Here is a 15,708-nt window from a genome sequence, read left to right as displayed (position 1 = left end):
CGCGCAGCCGTCGAAGGCCTACACCTCGACCCAGTCCAGCAGCGGGGACAGCTCGCCGTACTCGCAGAAGTGACGAACTGCTTCGACGGCGTCCTCCACCGGCACCGCAGCGGATCATCGCTCCGGAGCCGGCAGCGGGAGCCGGTTTCAGCGAGTTGCGGCGGTTGAAACAGTGGCTTTCGCTCGCGGGTTGATGGCGTCCTGGGCGGTCTGTTCGAAGGCACGGATCAGGGGCGATTCGGTGGCTGTCCGCCAGATCGGCGCATAGTGGAGGGTGTGCGTGTCCGAGATGGGCACGTAGCTGACGCCCGGCCGCGGGTGTGACGTGACCGCGTGTTGTCCGACGAGTGAAACGATCTCGCCGCCGGCGATCGCGGTGAGCGCCTCTTCGAGGGAGGCGACGACCTGCCCGCGGTGGATCGGCCGGCCGGCCGGTGTGGTGCGGGGTGTGTGCGCGTCCGTCCAGTAGTCCGGGACGGGGTTCTCTGTCACCGGGACGGTGAGGTCGGCGAGATCTTCGATCTCGGCCGTGTCCCTGGCGGCCAGTGGGTGCGTGGAGGCCACGGCGAGCACGAGCGGCTCGGTGTAGACCACAGGCCCGACGGTGAGATCGGGCTCGCGCACCGGGAGCCAGAGCAGTGCGATGTCGACGTGGCCGGTGCGCAGCGGTCCGAACGGATCGTTGAAGGTGATCTCCCGGATGCGCAGCTCGCACTGTGGATGCCGCTGCCGGAACAGGTCGATGACCGGCGCGATCTTCTCCCGGTGATTGACGAACGTGCCCAGCGAGAGGGTGCCGGCCGGGCCCCGCGCGGTCGCGGCTGCGGTGTCGATGCCGTTGCGGATGAGCTGGTACGCGGCTTGCAGGTCGGCGCGGAGCTGCTGGCCGATCGGGGTCAGCGCCACGTGGTGCGGTGAGCGGTCGAACAGCGGCGCGCCGACGCGGCGTTCCTGCTTCTTGATCGCCTGGCTGACCCGGGCCGGGGTTACCCGCAGCCGTTGGGCGGTGCGCCCGAAATGCAGTTCCTCGGCCAGCGTCAGGAAGATCTCGATGTCGCGCAATTCCACAGCCGCCCCCTCCCCTAGGTTTAGCGTCGGGTTAACGTACCTTGCCGAGATCGGCGTTGCCGCCTGCTGGGCTTCACACCAGGCTTGGCAACTATGAATCTTGAAACCCAAAGCATGAAAGCGCACGTCAGCTCGATCCTCCTGGGCGTGCAGGACCTGGGCAGGTCGAAGCAGTTCTACACCGAAGGGCTCGGCTGGAAGATCAAGGACGACTACGGAGTCTCCGTGTTCTTCGAATCGGACGGAGGCTCTCTTGTCGGCTTCTACGGCCGCGAAGGGCTGGCCGGCTTGGCGGGCACGAACCCGGCAGGCAGCGGCTTCAGCGGGCTGGTCCTCACCTACGTCGTGCGTAGTGAAGCGCGAGTGGACGAGATCATCGCGGCGGCCGAGAAGGCCGGCGCCACGATCCTCAAGCCCGCCGCCGCCCTGCCGTGGGGCGGGTACGGCGGCTCCTTCGCGGACCCGGACGGCTACATCTGGAGTCTGGGCTACAGTGCCCAGGCAACGGACCAGCCCTACGCGGAGTAGCCGCCCACGCAAAGTCCCTGGCCGCGCCACCCCGGCGAGGCCAGGGACCCTAGATTTGGCGAGGTGGAGGGAGCACATCATGAAATTCAGAGCCCACGTTGAGCCTCCGGAGCCCATGCGAGGGCTGGAGATTCCGCAAGAGATTGTGGAGGCGCTCGGTGCAGGCAGACGGCCGCCGGTGACGATCACGATCAATGGGCATTCGTGGAAGAGCAGAGTCGCTGTCATGCGCGGCCGGCACCTGCTCGGCCTGAGCAACGCCAATCGGCAAGCCGCCGGTGTCGTGACCGGCGACGAGGTCGAGGTAGAGGTCGAACTTGATACCGAGCCCCGTGCCGTGATCGAACCCCCGGACTTCGCCCGCGCCCTGGATGCCGACTTGGTCGCCCGCGCCGCCTACGACCGTCTCGCTGAGAGCCACAAGCGCGAGCACGTGCGCGCTGTCGAGAGCGCGAAGAAGCCCGAAACGCGCACCCGGCGGATCGAGAAGGCCACCAGAATGCTGCGGGACTGACGACCCACATGTCGCCGCTTCGCGATGTCGAAGCCGGGAGGGCAGCTTCGACGTCTCGGGTGGAGAAGGGAGTCATCCGTGACAACGAACGAACTTTCCGGGCGCCCGGCGATCGTCGACCTGGACACTTGGCGGGCAGCCCGGGACGAGTTGCTGATCCGGGAGAAGGCGCACACCCGCGAGGGCGATGCGATCGCCGCGGCGCGTCGCCGGCTGCCCATGGTCGAGATCGACGGTGGCGTCGAGGTCGTCGGCCCGGACGGGCCGGTGCCGTTCCGGGACCTGTTCCAGGGCCGCCATGAACTTCTGGTCTACCAGCACATGTGGCACGACGGCGCACCGCACCAAGGGCAGTGCGAGGGCTGCACGGTGGCGGCCTGGCATCTGCGAGACGCCACCTACCTCAACGCGCGCGGGGTTTCCTTCGCCGTGCTCACCGCTGGCCGGTGGGATGAGGTCGCCCCGTTTGTCGAGTTCATGGGCTACACCCAGCCGTGGTACTCGGTGCGCGAGGCGCCGGAGCCGATCGGCGGCGACATGGGCTATTTCAGCTGCTTCCTGCGCGACGGCGAGCGCGTGTTCCTCACCTACCGCACGACCGGCCGCGGCACCGAGCCCGCCAGTGGGTCGTTCGCCCTACTCGACATGACACCGTACGGGCGAGGCGAGGCTTGGCAGGTCAGCCCGGAGGGATGGCCCAAGGGCGGGGAGCCGTGCTGGTATTGGCGCGCGGACGCGGACGGCAGGTCCACGTGGGGCCCGACGAGCCGCCCCGTGCCCCAGTGGACTCGTCCAGGGGCAACGCCGGAGACTACCCTCGGCCGAACCGGTGCACACCATTGACGTTGGGTGCTAGAGCCACCGGCGCACGCGGGACTGGTAGTCGGTGTAGGTCTGGTCGAACCGCTGGGTGAGGTACCGCTCTTCGGGGCGGATGACCAGTTGGCGCACGCCGACGAGCACAGCCGGCCACAGCACCAGCGGCCACCAGGAACCGAACACCAGGGCCAGACCCAGATAGGCGATGGCCAGGCCGGTGTACATCGGGTTGCGCGACAGCCGGTAGGCGCCGCCGGTGAGCAGCGTGGCGACCGGGTGGTGGGGCACGATCGTGGTGCGGTGCCGGATCACGGCGGCGACGCCGGCGAAGGCCAACGCCAGCCCCAGCGCGGCGAGCACCGCCCCGGCGACCGCGGTGGCGGGACGCCCGCCGAGCGGAAGCGCGACCACACCGTTGATCGCCATGCCGCCGGCCAGGCCCGCGGCGTAATAGAACGGCGGCGGTACGAAGATCACCTGAGCGCCTCGCTGTGCTCCCGCATTAGCCGACATCGTCTCGCCCTTCGGTAGAGTCGGACTCTAACTAATAGAGCACTACACTCGTGCGGTGACTGTCAAGAGGCGGTACGAGTCGGCACATCGTCAGGAGCAGGCTCGGCAGACGCGCGGGGCGATCCTGGACGCGGCCGCAGCCCTGTTCGTCGAGCCCGGCTACGCGGCCACCCCGCTGACCGCCATCGCGGCCGAGGCCGGGGTCGCCATCCAGACGGTGTACAAGATCTTCGGCAGCAAGCAGGCCCTGCTGTCGGCGCTGGTCGACGTCACGGTTGCCGGAGACGACGAGCCCGTGGCGCTGCCCGACCGTCCGTTCGTCGCGGAGATCCGGGCGCTGACCGACGTCCGGGCAAAGCTTGACCGCTACGCCCGGCACCTCGTTGACAGCCATGCCCGGCAGGCCCAGGTGATGCTCGCCCTCGCCGCCGCCGCGACCGCCGATCCCGAGGCCGCGGCGATCTGGCGCAAGAACGTCGACGATCGCCGCATCGGCATGACCATGTTCGCCGCCGACCTGGTCTCGACCGGCCAACTGCGGCCGGACCACACCGTCGACACCGCAGCCGACGTGCTGTGGCTGGCCATGGACGTGCGCAACTACGACTGGCTCGTACGCCGACGCGGCTGGCCACCCGAGCGCTTCCAACGCTGGTACGTCGACACCGTCGCCGCAGCGCTCCTCGCCGCGCCCGGATCGCCGGCACCGGCAGAGGGCGCTTGATCAGGCGCCCTGCGACGTGGCGGTGAGCGTACCGACGGTTGGCCATGGCGGACCCTCGCGGAGCAGGGTGAGGATGTTCCGGCCGTGTCGGTGCCCATCCGGGAACTCATCGAGGATGCTCCAGCGCCAGGCCGCGACCATCGCGAGCACGAGCCGTCGGCATTCTCCGAGCAGAACCAGATCGACGCCCGGATAGTGCGCGCTGACCTCGTCCGGGACGTGGGCGAGATCGAACTCGATGGGTCCGCGGCAGCAGGTCTCGAAGTCGATCAGCAGCGGGCCGTTACGGGTGTTGAGCAGGTTGCCGGGATGCGGTTCGCCGTGCAGCAGCTGGTCAGCGGCGCCGCAGCCCCCGATCCGGTCACGCGCGTTGTCCAGGGTGTCAAGCAGGAGATGCCGGTCGGCCTCCGCGAGCGCGGGGGTTTCGTCTCGGTGGGTGACCAGCCGTTCAGCCTCGGCGACTCGGTCCAGGAAATGCGGGGTGGCGATCTCGACGTCGCGCATGCGGGTGTGCAGGCGGTGGAGCACGTCTGCGTACGCGCCTGGCCAGTCCCGATCGGGGGCCACGGTCTCGTAGTAGGTCCACAACGTCACCGCGAAGCCGTCGCGTACATAGACCCGCGGCTCGACGCCGGCCGCCAGCGCCGCGACAGGACTTGCGGTCCCGGCGAATTCCAGGGCGAGTTCGACCTCGAGCGCGGCGACCTCTCGCCCTGCCCGGGCGACCCGGGCGAAGACGCCACACGGCATCAGACGCAGAGCAAGCTTGTTCGAATTCTGGATGACGGCCACGTCGTCGACCCGCAGACGCAGCTGAACCGCCAAGGCCTTCGTGGCCACAATCGCCCGCGAAACGGCCTCCGCCTCCACGGCATGCATCCTCGCACATGGGAAGCGGCCAGAAGCGGGTGTCGGGCTGGGCTCAGCGCACGGGTAGCACGATCGCTCGACCTGGCGTTGGGCGCCGTCGGATAGCCTGCCCAATGTGCTCAGCTTCGAGATCACCGCGATCGGTACGGTTCGAAACGACCGCACGGACATCCAGCACACGGACAACTGGGGTGCCGTCCGCAGCACCATCACCATTGACGAGCGTTTCGGTGAAGCGTGCCTACAGGGGCTCGAGGGCTTCTCCCACGTGGAGGTCTTGTTCGTCTTCGACCAGTTCCCGGCACACGGTGACTACCGTGAACCCCGTCCCTACCGCGGCCGTCTTGATCTGCCTTCGGTAGGCGTCTTCGCCGGCCGTGGCCCGCGCCGGCCGAACCGCATCGGGGTGACTTGCTGCGCGATCGAATCGGTCCACGGTCGCGAACTGGCCGTGGTAGGCCTTGACGCGGTCTCGGGCACCCCGGTGATCGACCTGAAGCCGACGATGAGGGAGTTCCTCCCGACCGACATCAAGCAGCCCGAGTGGGTAAGCGACCTGATGTCCGACTACTTCAAGAAGTAAGTGGCACGGCCACGAGGAATGAGGTCGGATGGCGAGAACCCGCCTCCTGCTGTCCGCCGGTACCGCCTTTCTGCTGCTGTCGTGCTGTGCGGGCTTGGTCCTGCCGGCTTTCCTGGAGCCACAACCGCCTTGGGAGGATGTGGAGGCCCAGCAGGCAGCGTGGGGCAGACTCCTGGATGGTTTGATGATCTCGGCGTGCATGCTCGGCGCTGTCGGGCTCGCCTTGGCGGCTCGGGGCTACTACCGATGGCGGCGATCAAGGCTGTCGTAGCCCAGGAGCCGACGCCCTCGCGTCGGCCTACCTGCCGATCTCCGCACCCGGCGGCACACTGCTCTACAGCCTCGTCCGCTCCGCCCGGCCGCAGACCATCGTGGAATTCGGCACCTCGTACGGGATTTCCACGTTCTACCTGGCCGCCGCCGTCCGGGACAACGGCACCGGCCGGGTGGTGACCACCGAGCTGAGCACGGCCAAGGTCGCCGCCGCCCGCGCCAACCTCTCCGAAGCGGGCGTGGCCGCACTGGTCGACGTCCTGCCCGGCGACGCGTTGCAAACACTCACCACGGTCGACGGCCCGATCGGCCTGGTCCTGCTCGACGGCTGGAAAGATCTGTACCTACCGGTCCTGCAGCTGCTGGAACCACGACTGTCGGCCGGCGCGCTGGTCATCGGCGACGACAGCAGCTTCCCGACCGTCCAGCCATACCTCGACTACGTCCGCGACCCGGCGAACGGATACCTCAGCGTGCCCTTCCCGGTCGAAGACGGAATGGAAATCAGCTGCCGCATACGCTGAAGCCCCGCCGCCCGCAACATACGGCGTGGACCTGTCGCGTCGGGTCGGTCGCTGCGATACTCGCCAGGTTCGCGATTGCTCGGCCGGCCCGAGGGGAGATCCGATGACGGAGGCGCTGCGCACTCCGGACGATCGCTTCCGCGACCTGCCAGGCTGGGATCATCAGCCGTCGTACGTGGCGGACCTACCCGGCTACGAGGGACTGCGGGCCCACTATGTCGACCTCGGGCCGCGTGCAGCCGCGGACACGTATCTGCTGCTGCACGGCGAGCCGACCTGGGCGTACCTCTACCGCAAGATGATCCCGGTCTTCCTGGCGGCCGGCGGGCGGGTCGTCGCGCCGGACTTTTTCGGTTTCGGCCGGTCGGACAAGCCGGTCGAGCAGGCCGTGTACAGCTTCGACTTCCATCGTGACTACCTGTTGCGGCTGGTGGAACGCCTCGACCTGACAAACATCACGCTGGTCGTGCAGGACTGGGGCGGCCTGCTCGGCCTGACACTGCCGATGGACGCGGGGTTTGTGCCCCGGCTGTCCCGGCTGCTGGCGATGAACACCGGCCTCGCCGTCGGAACCTCACCGGGCAAGGGTTTCGAGGACTGGCGCGCCTACGTCGCGGCCCACCCGGATCTCGCCGTCGGCGGCCTGCTCAAGCGTAGTGTGCCGACGCTCAGTGAGGCCGAGGTGGCGGTGTACGACGCACCGTTCCCGGACGCGTCGTACAAGGCCGGGGTGCGGGCTTTCCCGCAACTGGTGATGACCGAGCCGGACATGCCCGGCGTCGAGATCTCGCGGGCGGCGCAACACTTCTGGTCGCAGTGGGAGGGTCCGAGCTTCCTCGCGGTCGGTGCCCAGGACCCGGTGCTCGGCGTGCCGGCAATGGACAGACTGCGCAGGATCGTCCGCGGAGCGCCGATGCCGCTGGTGCTCGCCGACGCCGGCCATTTCGTGCAGGAACACGGCGACGTGGTCGCTCGAGCTGCCCTCGTCTCTTTCGGGGAGGCCGCCCACGGCTGACCGCCGGTCACGCCACGGAGTCGATCCACCTTTCCAGGTGGGCGACCTGGCCGGCCATCAGGTCCGGGTCGCGGAGGGCGTTGGCCAGCAGCGCGGCGCCCTGGATGCCGGAGAAGAGGGTGACGGCCAGCTCGCGAGGATCGCTCCGGCCCAGCTCGCGGAACTGGGCCTCGGCCCAGTCGAGGATCAGGGCGATCGGCTTGGCGGCCTCGAGGTCCAGGCCGTCGTCGCGGCGGTCGAGCTCGGTGGCGAGGGTGCCGAACGGGCAGCCGTACCGGGCGACCAGGTCGCGCATCTCGGCCCACTGCCGCGCCAGTGCCTTGAGCCGGACGGCCGGGCCGGGTTGCGTTCGCAGTGTGTCCAGCAGCGCCCGGACCTGCTCGGCCCGGGCGTCGATCACCGCCCGTACCAAATCGTCCTTGGTCTTGAAGTAGTAGTACACGTTTCCCGGCGGCACGTCGGCGGCCTGCGCGACCTGGGTGAGCGTCGTGGCCGCGACGCCCTGACGGTGCAGCAGGTCGCCCGCGCTGGCGGTGAGCCGCTCCCGCTTGCCGCCGCGATCCGGAGTCGTTGAGTCAGTCATCTCACTCAGAGCATAGCCAACGGCCCCCGGGGCCTGCTAGCGTGCGAGTTAGTCAGTCAACTAACTCACTGATGGCGAGGGTGCCCGGCCATGTCCGTCCTGTCCACCCGTCGCGGCGTGTTCACGCTGCTGCTGCTCTGCACCGTCCAGTTCATGGACATCATCGATTCGTCGATCATGAATGTCGCGTTGCCGTCGATCCGGGCCGATCTGGGGTTCTCGCAGCAGCGGCTGCAGTGGGTGCTCAGCGGCTACCTGGTCACCTACGGTGGCTTCCTGCTGCTCGGTGGCCGCGCCGCCGATCTGATCGGGCGCCGGCGTGTGCTGGTCGCCGGAACCGTGCTGTTCGGGGTGTGTTCCCTGGCCGGCGGGCTCGCCACCAGCGCCGGCGCGCTGGTCGGCGCCCGGGTCGTGCAGGGCGTCGGGGCGGCCCTGATGGCACCGGCCGGCCTGTCGATCCTGACCACCACGTTCACCGAGGGCACCGACCGCACGCGAGCGCTGGGCGTGTGGGGTGCGACCAGCGGGGTGGCCGCCGCGGCCGGTGTCTTCCTCGGCGGTGTGCTCACGCAGGGACCGGGTTGGCAGTGGGTGCTGTTCGTCAACATCCCGGTCTGCCTCCTGGTGATCGCTGCCGCGTTCGCGCTCGTGCCCGGCGAGCGGCGCCGCGCCCGGCTCGCCACGTTCGACCTGCCCGGCGCGGTCCTGGGCACCGCCGGGATGCTGCTGCTGATCTACGCCCTGGTGAAGGCCCCGGACGCGGGGTGGGGCACCCGGCACACCATCGGAGAGCTCGGCACCGCCGCCGTGCTGCTCACCGCGTTCGTCGTCGTTGAGCGCCGCGCCCGCGATCCGCTGTTCCCGTTCGCCATCCTGCGGATCAAGGGACTCGCCGCGGCCGACATCACCCAGCTGATCGCGTTCGCCGGGTTCCTGTCGACGTTCTTCTTCCTCACCCTCTACATGCAGAACGTGCTCGGCTACCCGCCGATCCGCAGTGGCTCGGCGTACCTGCCGGTTACCGCGGGCATCGTCCTCGCCGCCGGCCTGACGGCCCAGCTGATCCCCCGGATCGGCACCCGGCCGGTCATCGTGGCCGGCAGCCTGATCGCCGCGGCGGGCATGTTCCTCCTCGCGCGCATCCCGACAGACGGCTCCTACCGCACCGACCTGCTGCCCGGCCTCGTCGTCATGTCGATCGGGCTCGGCGCGGTGTTCGTCGCCGTCACGACCGCGGCCAACGCCGGCGTCCCCGCCGGTCAGGCCGGACTCGCCGCCGGCCTGCTCAACACCTCCCTGCAACTGGGCTCCGCGCTCGGGCTGGCCGTGTTCTCCGCGCTCGCCACCGCCCGTACCGACGACGCCCTCGCCGCCGGAAGCGGCCCGGCGGCCGCGCTCACCGCGGGCTTCGGCCGGGCGCTGTTCGCCGGCGGCATCGTGCTGCTCGCCGCCGCTCTGCTCGCCCTGCGCGCCACCAACACCCGCGGACACACCCCGGAAACCGCCCCCGCCCTCACCGCAGCCCAGTAACCCGCGAAGGAGTGCATCGTGCCCACCTCGGTTCACCACATCGACCCACCACAGTTCGGACCGTGGGCGCTGGTCACCGGAGCGTCCTCCGGCATCGGCCGGGAGTTCGCCCGGCAGCTGGCCGCCGACGGCCTCAACCTGGTGCTCGCCGCCCGGCGGCGGCCCGTTCTCGACGACCTCGGCCGCGACCTGGCCGCCCGGCACGGCATCGAGTACCGCTGCGTGCCGGTCGACCTGGCCACGCCCGGCTTCCTGCCCGCCGTCGCCGAGGCCACCGACGACCTCGACATCGGGCTGGTCGTCTCCAACGCCGGCGACATGGTCCTCGGTGAGTTCCTGGCCGGCAGTCACGACGCGCTGCTCGACGAGATGCGCGTCAACGCCCAGGCGCACCTGAGCCTGACCCACCACTTCGGCCGGCGACTGGTCCACCGCGGACGCGGCGGCATTCTGCTGGTCTCCAGCATGGCGGGACTTCAGCCCGTGCCGTACGTGGCGAACTACGCCGCGTCCAAGGCGTACGTGCTCGCCCTCGGCGCCGCCGTGCACCAGGAGCTGGCCGCGAAAGGGGTCCACCTCACGGTGCTGGCGCCGGGCGCCACGGACACACCGATGCTCACCCGCTTCGGCGCCGACCAGACCCCGATGCGACGAATGACCATGTCACCCCAGGCCTGCGCCGCCGACGGACTCGCCGCCCTGGCCGCCAACCGGCCGGTCCGCATCAGCGGACGGACGAACCGCACCGCCATCGCCGTACTGCCACGCGCCACCCGGACCCGCGTCTTCGGTGCGATGAACAGGTCGATGGCGGCCGGGGCGACAACCCAGCGAGCCTGACGCGCGATCACGCCACAGACCGGGCCCGCGTGACGCGGGACCCGGTCCGATTGTGGTGCGTGCGTGTTGGTCAGTGGCCGGGGCCCGGGCGCCGGGGCGCACCGGCGCTGAGCTTCAGGTCCTGCTGGAGGGTGGTGTACGCGGTCTTCGGTTGCAGCTTGGTGTCGTAGAGCGTCGCGTAACCTTCACCGGTGAACACGCCCGGCACCCACGAGTCGGCGTCGTCCACGCCCCAGATGGTGAACGAGATGCAGCTGCTCAATGCGAGGCAGGCCTTGAGCATCTGGTCGAACTCGAACGGCTGGGCGAACAGCGCCAGGCTGTCGGTCGGAGTCTGCAGGCTGTCGGTGGTCTCCACGAAGGTGCGGACGTCGGCCTCGGTGATGGCCACCTTCACACCCAGGCCGGCGTAGCGAGCCAGGTCGTCCTGCAACCTGGTACCGCTGAAGCCGTACTGCGTGTCCAGGTGGCCCTGGTTGCCGACACCCTGGATCGGCACGCCCTGGGCTCGCACGGACTTGACCCACGCGTACACCGCGTCGGCCTTGGCGTTGGTGCCGTCCTCGCCGCCGATGTTGAAGTCGTTGTAGAACAGCAGCGCGTGCGGGTCGGCCTGGTGCGCCCAGCGGAACGCGTCGGCGACGATGCCCGGACCCAGGTGGGACACCCAGAAGTCGTCACCGTTCATGCCGTTGGGCAGCGGGTTCGGGTCCCAGGAGTTCGCGAACACCTCGTTGGCCACGTCCCACTGCCAGATCTTGCCCCGGAAGTGGCCGGCCTCGTCGAAGATGTGCCGCTTGAGGATGTCGCGCAGCTGGGCGTTGCTGATGGTTCCGTTGCTCACGCCGGTCGTCAGCCAGCCGGGGAGCTGGCTGTGCCAGAGCAGGGTGTGGCCACGTACCAGCTGGTGGTGCTGCTGGGCGAAGCTGACCAGTTGGTCGGCCGGGGCGAAGTTGAGCTGGCCCTGGGCCGGCTCGATGACCTCCCACTTCATCACGTTCTCGGGAGTGACCGTGGAGTACTGGTTCGCCACGAGCGAGGTGTACGTGGCGTCGACATTGAGCTTGTCCATGTTGACCGCGTTGCCGATCCGGAGGTTGATCGGAGCCGCCAGAGCGCCGAGTGAATCGGCCGGTGGACGGAAATGGGACGGCGCGGTGGCCGGGTTGCCCAGGGCGTAGGCGGCGGACCCGCCCGTCAGTACGGCAGCCGTGGCCGCAGCCGCGACCGCCATGATCCGATGTGCTCTTCTCACGTGCTGGTCTCCTTCGGTTACCGCCGGGCGTGACGCGTCGGCCACTGTCTGCGGACAATCGCCCGTCCGCGATTCGAGTGATCAATCGACGGCGCTGGCGTGCGTTGAGCTGTGGGGAGTCTCGCCAATTCCGAAAGTTTCGAGTTTGTTGCGGAAATCTTTCGATGTGGACACTAGGACGCGACAGCAGCTCTCGTCAATGCATTCAGGAGGTTGGCTGCAATGTAACGCTCGCCGACGGCAGACCTGCGCCCTCCGGGCGCGCTTTGCCTGCTGGTCGCCCGGCACGGCCGCTGCGGTGCTTTCGTAACTTTCGCGGCGTGTGCCGGGCATGCGGAACCGGGCAGGCCAGCAACTCGTAAAGATCCACAGTCCCTACCAGTCGCCTGCTGCGGTCAGGGTTTGAGGACGACCTTCTCGCAGTTGTCCTGCTTGTTCTTGAACATGTCGAACCCGCGTTCCGCCTCGTCCAGCGGCAGGGTGTGGGTGATGATCCGGGTCGGGTCGATCTCGCCGCGTTCGATGCGCTGCAGCAGCGGCTTCATGTAGCGCTGCACGTGACATTGCCCGGTACGCAGGGTCAGCGACCGGTTCATCCAGGCGCCCGCGGGGAACTTGTCCAGCAGGCCGCCGTACACGCCGATCACCGAGACCACGCCGCCGCTGCGGCACGACATGATCGCCTGGCGCAGCGCGTGCGGGCGGTCGGTCTCCGACCGTACGGCCTGCTTGACCCGGTCGTACGCGGCGATGTGCGCGCTGCCGTGGGTGGCTTCCAGGCCGACCGCGTCGATGCACTTGTCCGGTCCCCGCCCGCCGGTCAGCTCCAGCAGCCGCGACCGCACGTCGACCTCCTCGAAGTTCACCGGCGTGTGGCCGGCCTGTTCGGCCATCCGCAGCCGGTACGGCTCCTTGTCGATGGCGATGACCTTCGCGGCGCCGAGCACCCGGGCGCTGTCCATGGCGAACTGGCCGACCGGGCCGGCGCCCCACACCGCCACCACGTCGCTGGGCTGAATGTCGCACATGTCGGCGCCCATGTAGCCGGTGGGCAGGATGTCGGAGAGGAACAGCACCTGCTCGTCGGTCAGGTCGGACTCGATCTTCAGCGGGCCGATGTCGGCGAACGGCACCCGCGCGTACTGTGCTTGACCGCCCGCGAAACCGCCGGTCAGATGCGAATAGCCGAAGATCCCCGCGACCGGGTGGCCGAACATCTTCTCGGCGATCCCGGCGTTCGGGTTGGAGTTCTCACAACACGAGTACAGCTCGGCGGCGCAGGCGGCGCACGCGCCGCACGCGATCGGGAACGGCACGACAACCCGGTCGCCCGTCCGCAGCTTGTCCGCGGGCACCCCCGGCCCGACCTCGATCACTTCGCCCATGAACTCGTGACCCATTACGTCGCCGTCCTGCATCGTGGGCACATACCCGTCGACCAGGTGCAGGTCCGAACCGCAGATCGCGGTGGACGTGATCCGTACGATCGCATCGCGGCTGTTCAGGATCCTCGGGTCCGGCACGTCGCGGACCTCGACCTTGTTGCGGCCCGCCCAGGTGTTCGCCCTCATGCGTCCGCTCCCTTCTCGAGCTCGACGTCCGACAACGGTTGCGCCGGGCGCTGCGGGAACTCCTTGCGGGCGCGCTTACCCCACGGGGCGCCGTCGGACCGGACCACCTCGCCGGTCTCCAGCACCTGCTTGAGCCGGCGCAGGTCGTCGTCGAGCTGCTGATGCGGCTCCTCACCGAAGTACTTCGCGACCGCCTTGCCGACCGAGCCGCCCGGGATGTCGTAAACCAGGGAGACGTACACCTCGGTGCTCATCCCGTCCGGGGCCGGCACGAACCGGACCGTCCCGGCGTTGGGCACGTCGGCGTCACCGGTCGAGCGCCACGCGATCTTCTCCGCCGGCGTCTCCTCGATGATCTCCGCGTCCCACTCCACGTCCCGGCCGAACGGAGCCGCGGCGACCCAGTGGCTCATCCGGTCGCCGGTGCCGCGGACCTGTTCCAGATGCGCCATGAACGTCGGCAGATTCTCCAGATCGCGCCAGAATGCATACACCTCCGACGCGGGTTTGCGGATGGTTGTCGTGGCCGTCAAATCCATGGGTCCTCCTTTGCGGGCGGTGCCGTTCCCTTGCACGCGGGTGGCTCGCACGGCGGTCAGCAGGTCCAGCGCGGTGATCCCGGCGATGGCACCGGTGACAGCGATCAGCCGCCGCCGGCGCCGCCCGCCACGATGGGCGATGGCCATGCCGAGCGAGGTCAGATCCATCGCGTCGCCCATGACCCGGGTCCACGCCCAGACGCCCTTTCGCGGGCTGGTCAGCAGTCCGGCCGCGTGGACCAGCTCCCGTACGCCGACCAGCGGCACCACCGTCCGGGATGTCGCGGAGTCGTCCACCCCGCTGATCCGGCGGACCGTATCGGGCGCCGCCAGGTGCGCCACGCCCAAACCGAGACTCATCCACCCGAGCCCCCGGCCTCGCCGCTGTACCTCGTCCTGTTGTGCCTGCCCTGCCTCTCGGGATGCCAGTTGCGTCATGGCGGCCTCCGTATCCCATCGGCCCCTGTCCCACGTCCGATGCGCCGTGACCCGGGGCGTGCCTGAGTTCATTCGGCTACCCACCGCGATTTCCCCGAAACCGGCAATCGACGGCTACGGTAAATTTCGGCCACCTGATCTCGTGGCCGGCCGACGAAGACTCGCGCTTGGCGCGGCTGGTGGCCGGCTTACCCGTCGGTCTCGTCGCGCCAGCCGGCGGGCTCGGGATGGTAGCCGTAAGCGGCGGCCCGCACCGTCTCCTCGTTCTCCAGCCCGGAGCCGATCGCGCCGCCCACGGTGGCCAGCGAGCTGATGATCCAGGCGAGCGTGAGGTAGTCGGTGACATGGGCCGGCCGCTGCAGGGTCTGTTCCAGCACGGAGGTATCGATCAACAGCGCCGCGGCGAGCACCGTCCCGGCGAACAGCACCGCATAGGACACCGCGGTGGCCAGGGTGAGGGTGAGAATCGTACCCAGGTTGAACAATCGGGCCAGCTCGGCCGGCGTCTCCCGGTCCGGTTTCTCCCACAGGTCGTGCGCGACGATCAGCCACGCCACCAGCGCGGCCAACCCGAGCACCATGATCACGGCGAGGCGAATTCTGCCCAGCGCATCCCCCATCTGCCAGATCGTGCTCGTGGTGAGCGCGAACGCGGCCGTGCCGAACGCGCCGACCAGCAGCTTCGACAAGCCCAGCAGCGCGCGCCCCGGACGATTGGCCCGGACCATTCCCGTCAGCAGCCGCGCCCGGCCGATCAGCCGAGAGGCGACATAGCCCAGCTCCCCGGCGTCGTCCCCGCCGACCATCCGGCGGATGACGGCAACCCGGCTTGCCAGCTCGGCCGGTGCCCAGCCGGCCGCCGGCACCCGCTCGTCGCCGACGTCGGTGAGCAGCCGGCCCACCAGATCCGGAACGATCGCGCGGACCCCTCGCAACTGGCGCAGTCCCAGCGCGGGCAGGGACACCACGGCGGCTCGACGCCGGGCGGAGGCATGCGCGACCAGCGGCACCCGCGCGGTGTGCAACGGCAGGTCGGTCAGACAGACCGCGACATCCCACCGGTCGTCGGCGCACCGCTTCGCAAGATCGTCAAGCAGCGCCTCCACGCCGCCGTCCCGGCGCGGCGCCACCTCACCCCAGCCTTCCCGTACGATCCACCGCACGCCCGGGTCCACCCGCTCGCCGAGCCGGTCGGCCAGCTCGGCGGTGAGCCGCGCCGTCACCCGCGCCGGATAGTCCGGCGGGGTCGCCACCAGCCCGACGACGATCTCCGCGCCACGCCGTTCGATGTCTGTCATCCGAGCTCCTCACCCCTGCAGGCCATCCCGCATCGGGTTCCCTGCTACGGCGCACACATGCCTCGGCGTACCGGGTCGTGCCCTCTTGCACCGGCTGCGCCTCAACAGGTGGCAGGAGCCGGGCGGCCGGCGTACCGGTCTGCGGCTCATGAGGCCGCTGCTCGGGCAACGGCGCCTGCCGGGGATCACCGACGCCCGATTGCGGGTCGATCTCGCCGAATGC

Annotated in this window: 18 protein-coding genes; 9 read left to right on the top strand and 9 right to left on the bottom strand. The window is 69.4% G+C overall.

Features of this window, described 5'->3' with window-relative positions; genetic code table 11:
* Positions 1–18: 18 nt before the first annotated feature.
* Positions 19–99 carry a hypothetical protein gene (locus ODJ79_RS47105; protein WP_411267287.1) on the bottom strand — a complete coding sequence of 27 codons (81 nt, stop codon included), beginning with the start codon at positions 97–99 and terminating at the stop codon, positions 19–21.
* 48 nt (positions 100–147) lie between these two features.
* Positions 148–1,194 carry a LysR family transcriptional regulator gene (locus tag ODJ79_RS09615; RefSeq protein WP_263022998.1) on the bottom strand — a complete coding sequence of 349 codons (1,047 nt, stop codon included), beginning with the start codon at positions 1,192–1,194 and terminating at the stop codon, positions 148–150.
* Here ODJ79_RS09615 and ODJ79_RS09610 point away from each other — a divergent pair.
* The 3 genes from ODJ79_RS09610 to ODJ79_RS09600 all read left to right on the top strand — a co-directional run bounded on the left by ODJ79_RS09610 (position 1,183) and on the right by ODJ79_RS09600 (position 2,953).
* Entirely contained in the window at positions 1,183–1,596 is a 414-nt protein-coding gene (locus ODJ79_RS09610) for a VOC family protein (RefSeq protein WP_263022997.1), read from the top strand. The genes ODJ79_RS09615 and ODJ79_RS09610 overlap by 12 nt on opposite strands.
* 79 nt (positions 1,597–1,675) lie before the next feature.
* On the top strand, positions 1,676–2,110 hold the full coding sequence (locus ODJ79_RS09605) for a YdeI/OmpD-associated family protein (protein WP_263022996.1): 435 nt from the start codon (positions 1,676–1,678) through the stop codon (positions 2,108–2,110).
* Positions 2,111–2,188: 78 nt separating this feature from the next.
* Positions 2,189–2,953 (top strand): DUF899 domain-containing protein, encoded by a 765-nt coding sequence (locus ODJ79_RS09600; protein ID WP_263022995.1) that lies wholly within the window; start codon positions 2,189–2,191, stop codon positions 2,951–2,953.
* Positions 2,954–2,962: 9 nt separating this feature from the next.
* Here ODJ79_RS09600 and ODJ79_RS09595 read toward each other — a convergent pair whose 3' ends face one another.
* Entirely contained in the window at positions 2,963–3,406 is a 444-nt protein-coding gene (locus tag ODJ79_RS09595; protein WP_263022994.1) for a methyltransferase family protein, read from the bottom strand.
* A 91-nt stretch (positions 3,407–3,497) separates the two neighbouring features.
* Here ODJ79_RS09595 and ODJ79_RS09590 point away from each other — a divergent pair, with 91 nt between their 5' ends.
* Positions 3,498–4,166 carry a TetR/AcrR family transcriptional regulator gene (locus tag ODJ79_RS09590; protein ID WP_263022993.1) on the top strand — a complete coding sequence of 223 codons (669 nt, stop codon included), beginning with the start codon at positions 3,498–3,500 and terminating at the stop codon, positions 4,164–4,166.
* Here ODJ79_RS09590 and ODJ79_RS09585 read toward each other — a convergent pair whose 3' ends face one another.
* The gene (locus ODJ79_RS09585) at positions 4,167–5,036 is read right to left on the bottom strand and encodes a phosphotransferase family protein (protein WP_263022992.1); all 870 of its coding nucleotides are present in this window, start codon (positions 5,034–5,036) and stop codon (positions 4,167–4,169) included.
* Positions 5,037–5,151: 115 nt separating this feature from the next.
* Between ODJ79_RS09585 and ODJ79_RS09580 the strand changes: the two genes are divergently transcribed.
* From ODJ79_RS09580 to ODJ79_RS09570, 3 genes are all read left to right on the top strand, one after another.
* On the top strand, positions 5,152–5,619 hold the full coding sequence (locus ODJ79_RS09580) for an SAM-dependent methyltransferase (protein ID WP_263022991.1): 468 nt from the start codon (positions 5,152–5,154) through the stop codon (positions 5,617–5,619).
* Positions 5,620–5,828: 209 nt separating this feature from the next.
* Positions 5,829–6,416: an O-methyltransferase gene (locus tag ODJ79_RS09575; RefSeq protein ID WP_317620647.1), complete on the top strand. Its 588-nt coding sequence runs from the start codon at positions 5,829–5,831 to the stop codon at positions 6,414–6,416.
* 103 nt (positions 6,417–6,519) lie between these two features.
* Complete coding sequence (locus tag ODJ79_RS09570; RefSeq protein WP_263022990.1) at positions 6,520–7,431, top strand: haloalkane dehalogenase; 912 nt, start codon at positions 6,520–6,522, stop codon at positions 7,429–7,431.
* Positions 7,432–7,438: 7 nt separating this feature from the next.
* Here the strand turns inward: ODJ79_RS09570 and ODJ79_RS09565 are convergent, their stop codons facing one another.
* Positions 7,439–8,014: a TetR/AcrR family transcriptional regulator gene (locus ODJ79_RS09565; protein ID WP_263022989.1), complete on the bottom strand. Its 576-nt coding sequence runs from the start codon at positions 8,012–8,014 to the stop codon at positions 7,439–7,441.
* Positions 8,015–8,104: 90 nt separating this feature from the next.
* Between ODJ79_RS09565 and ODJ79_RS09560 the strand changes: the two genes are divergently transcribed.
* Together ODJ79_RS09560 and ODJ79_RS09555 are read left to right on the top strand one after the other, a co-directional pair.
* Positions 8,105–9,544: an MFS transporter gene (locus ODJ79_RS09560; protein ID WP_263022988.1), complete on the top strand. Its 1,440-nt coding sequence runs from the start codon at positions 8,105–8,107 to the stop codon at positions 9,542–9,544.
* An 18-nt stretch (positions 9,545–9,562) separates the two neighbouring features.
* The gene (locus ODJ79_RS09555; RefSeq protein WP_263022987.1) at positions 9,563–10,384 is read left to right on the top strand and encodes an SDR family NAD(P)-dependent oxidoreductase; all 822 of its coding nucleotides are present in this window, start codon (positions 9,563–9,565) and stop codon (positions 10,382–10,384) included.
* A 70-nt stretch (positions 10,385–10,454) separates the two neighbouring features.
* Here ODJ79_RS09555 and ODJ79_RS09550 read toward each other — a convergent pair whose 3' ends face one another.
* The 4 genes from ODJ79_RS09550 to ODJ79_RS09535 all read right to left on the bottom strand — a co-directional run bounded on the left by ODJ79_RS09550 (position 10,455) and on the right by ODJ79_RS09535 (position 15,485).
* On the bottom strand, positions 10,455–11,639 hold the full coding sequence (locus ODJ79_RS09550) for an endo-1,4-beta-xylanase (protein WP_263022986.1): 1,185 nt from the start codon (positions 11,637–11,639) through the stop codon (positions 10,455–10,457).
* A gap of 395 nt (positions 11,640–12,034) precedes the next feature.
* Positions 12,035–13,210, bottom strand: coding sequence for a zinc-dependent alcohol dehydrogenase (locus tag ODJ79_RS09545; protein WP_263022985.1), 1,176 nt, complete (start codon positions 13,208–13,210; stop codon positions 12,035–12,037).
* A complete protein-coding gene (locus ODJ79_RS09540) occupies positions 13,207–14,109 on the bottom strand; it encodes an SRPBCC family protein (RefSeq protein ID WP_263022984.1) in 903 nt (300 codons plus the stop codon). The genes ODJ79_RS09545 and ODJ79_RS09540 overlap by 4 nt, the downstream gene beginning before the upstream one ends.
* 266 nt (positions 14,110–14,375) lie before the next feature.
* A complete protein-coding gene (locus ODJ79_RS09535; RefSeq protein WP_263022983.1) occupies positions 14,376–15,485 on the bottom strand; it encodes a DUF2267 domain-containing protein in 1,110 nt (369 codons plus the stop codon).
* Positions 15,486–15,708 lie beyond the last annotated feature (223 nt).

Origin of the sequence: Actinoplanes sp. KI2 (assembly GCF_025630775.1) — a bacterium.
Taxonomy (GTDB): Bacteria; Actinomycetota; Actinomycetes; order Mycobacteriales; family Micromonosporaceae; genus Actinoplanes.
The sequence above is the reverse complement of the archived record's forward strand: the minus strand, read 5'-3'. Positions and strand labels throughout refer to the sequence as shown.

Coding starts and splice junctions, on each gene's coding strand:
- ODJ79_RS09610 (WP_263022997.1), top strand. CDS start 1,183: ATGAAAGCGCACGTCAGCTCGATCCTCCTGGGCGTGCAGGACCTGGGC.
- ODJ79_RS09605 (WP_263022996.1), top strand. CDS start 1,676: ATGAAATTCAGAGCCCACGTTGAGCCTCCGGAGCCCATGCGAGGGCTG.
- ODJ79_RS09570 (WP_263022990.1), top strand. CDS start 6,520: ATGACGGAGGCGCTGCGCACTCCGGACGATCGCTTCCGCGACCTGCCA.
- ODJ79_RS09565 (WP_263022989.1), bottom strand. CDS start 8,014: ATGACTGACTCAACGACTCCGGATCGCGGCGGCAAGCGGGAGCGGCTC.
- ODJ79_RS09560 (WP_263022988.1), top strand. CDS start 8,105: ATGTCCGTCCTGTCCACCCGTCGCGGCGTGTTCACGCTGCTGCTGCTC.
- ODJ79_RS09545 (WP_263022985.1), bottom strand. CDS start 13,210: ATGAGGGCGAACACCTGGGCGGGCCGCAACAAGGTCGAGGTCCGCGAC.
- ODJ79_RS09540 (WP_263022984.1), bottom strand. CDS start 14,109: ATGAGTCTCGGTTTGGGCGTGGCGCACCTGGCGGCGCCCGATACGGTC.
- ODJ79_RS09535 (WP_263022983.1), bottom strand. CDS start 15,485: ATGACAGACATCGAACGGCGTGGCGCGGAGATCGTCGTCGGGCTGGTG.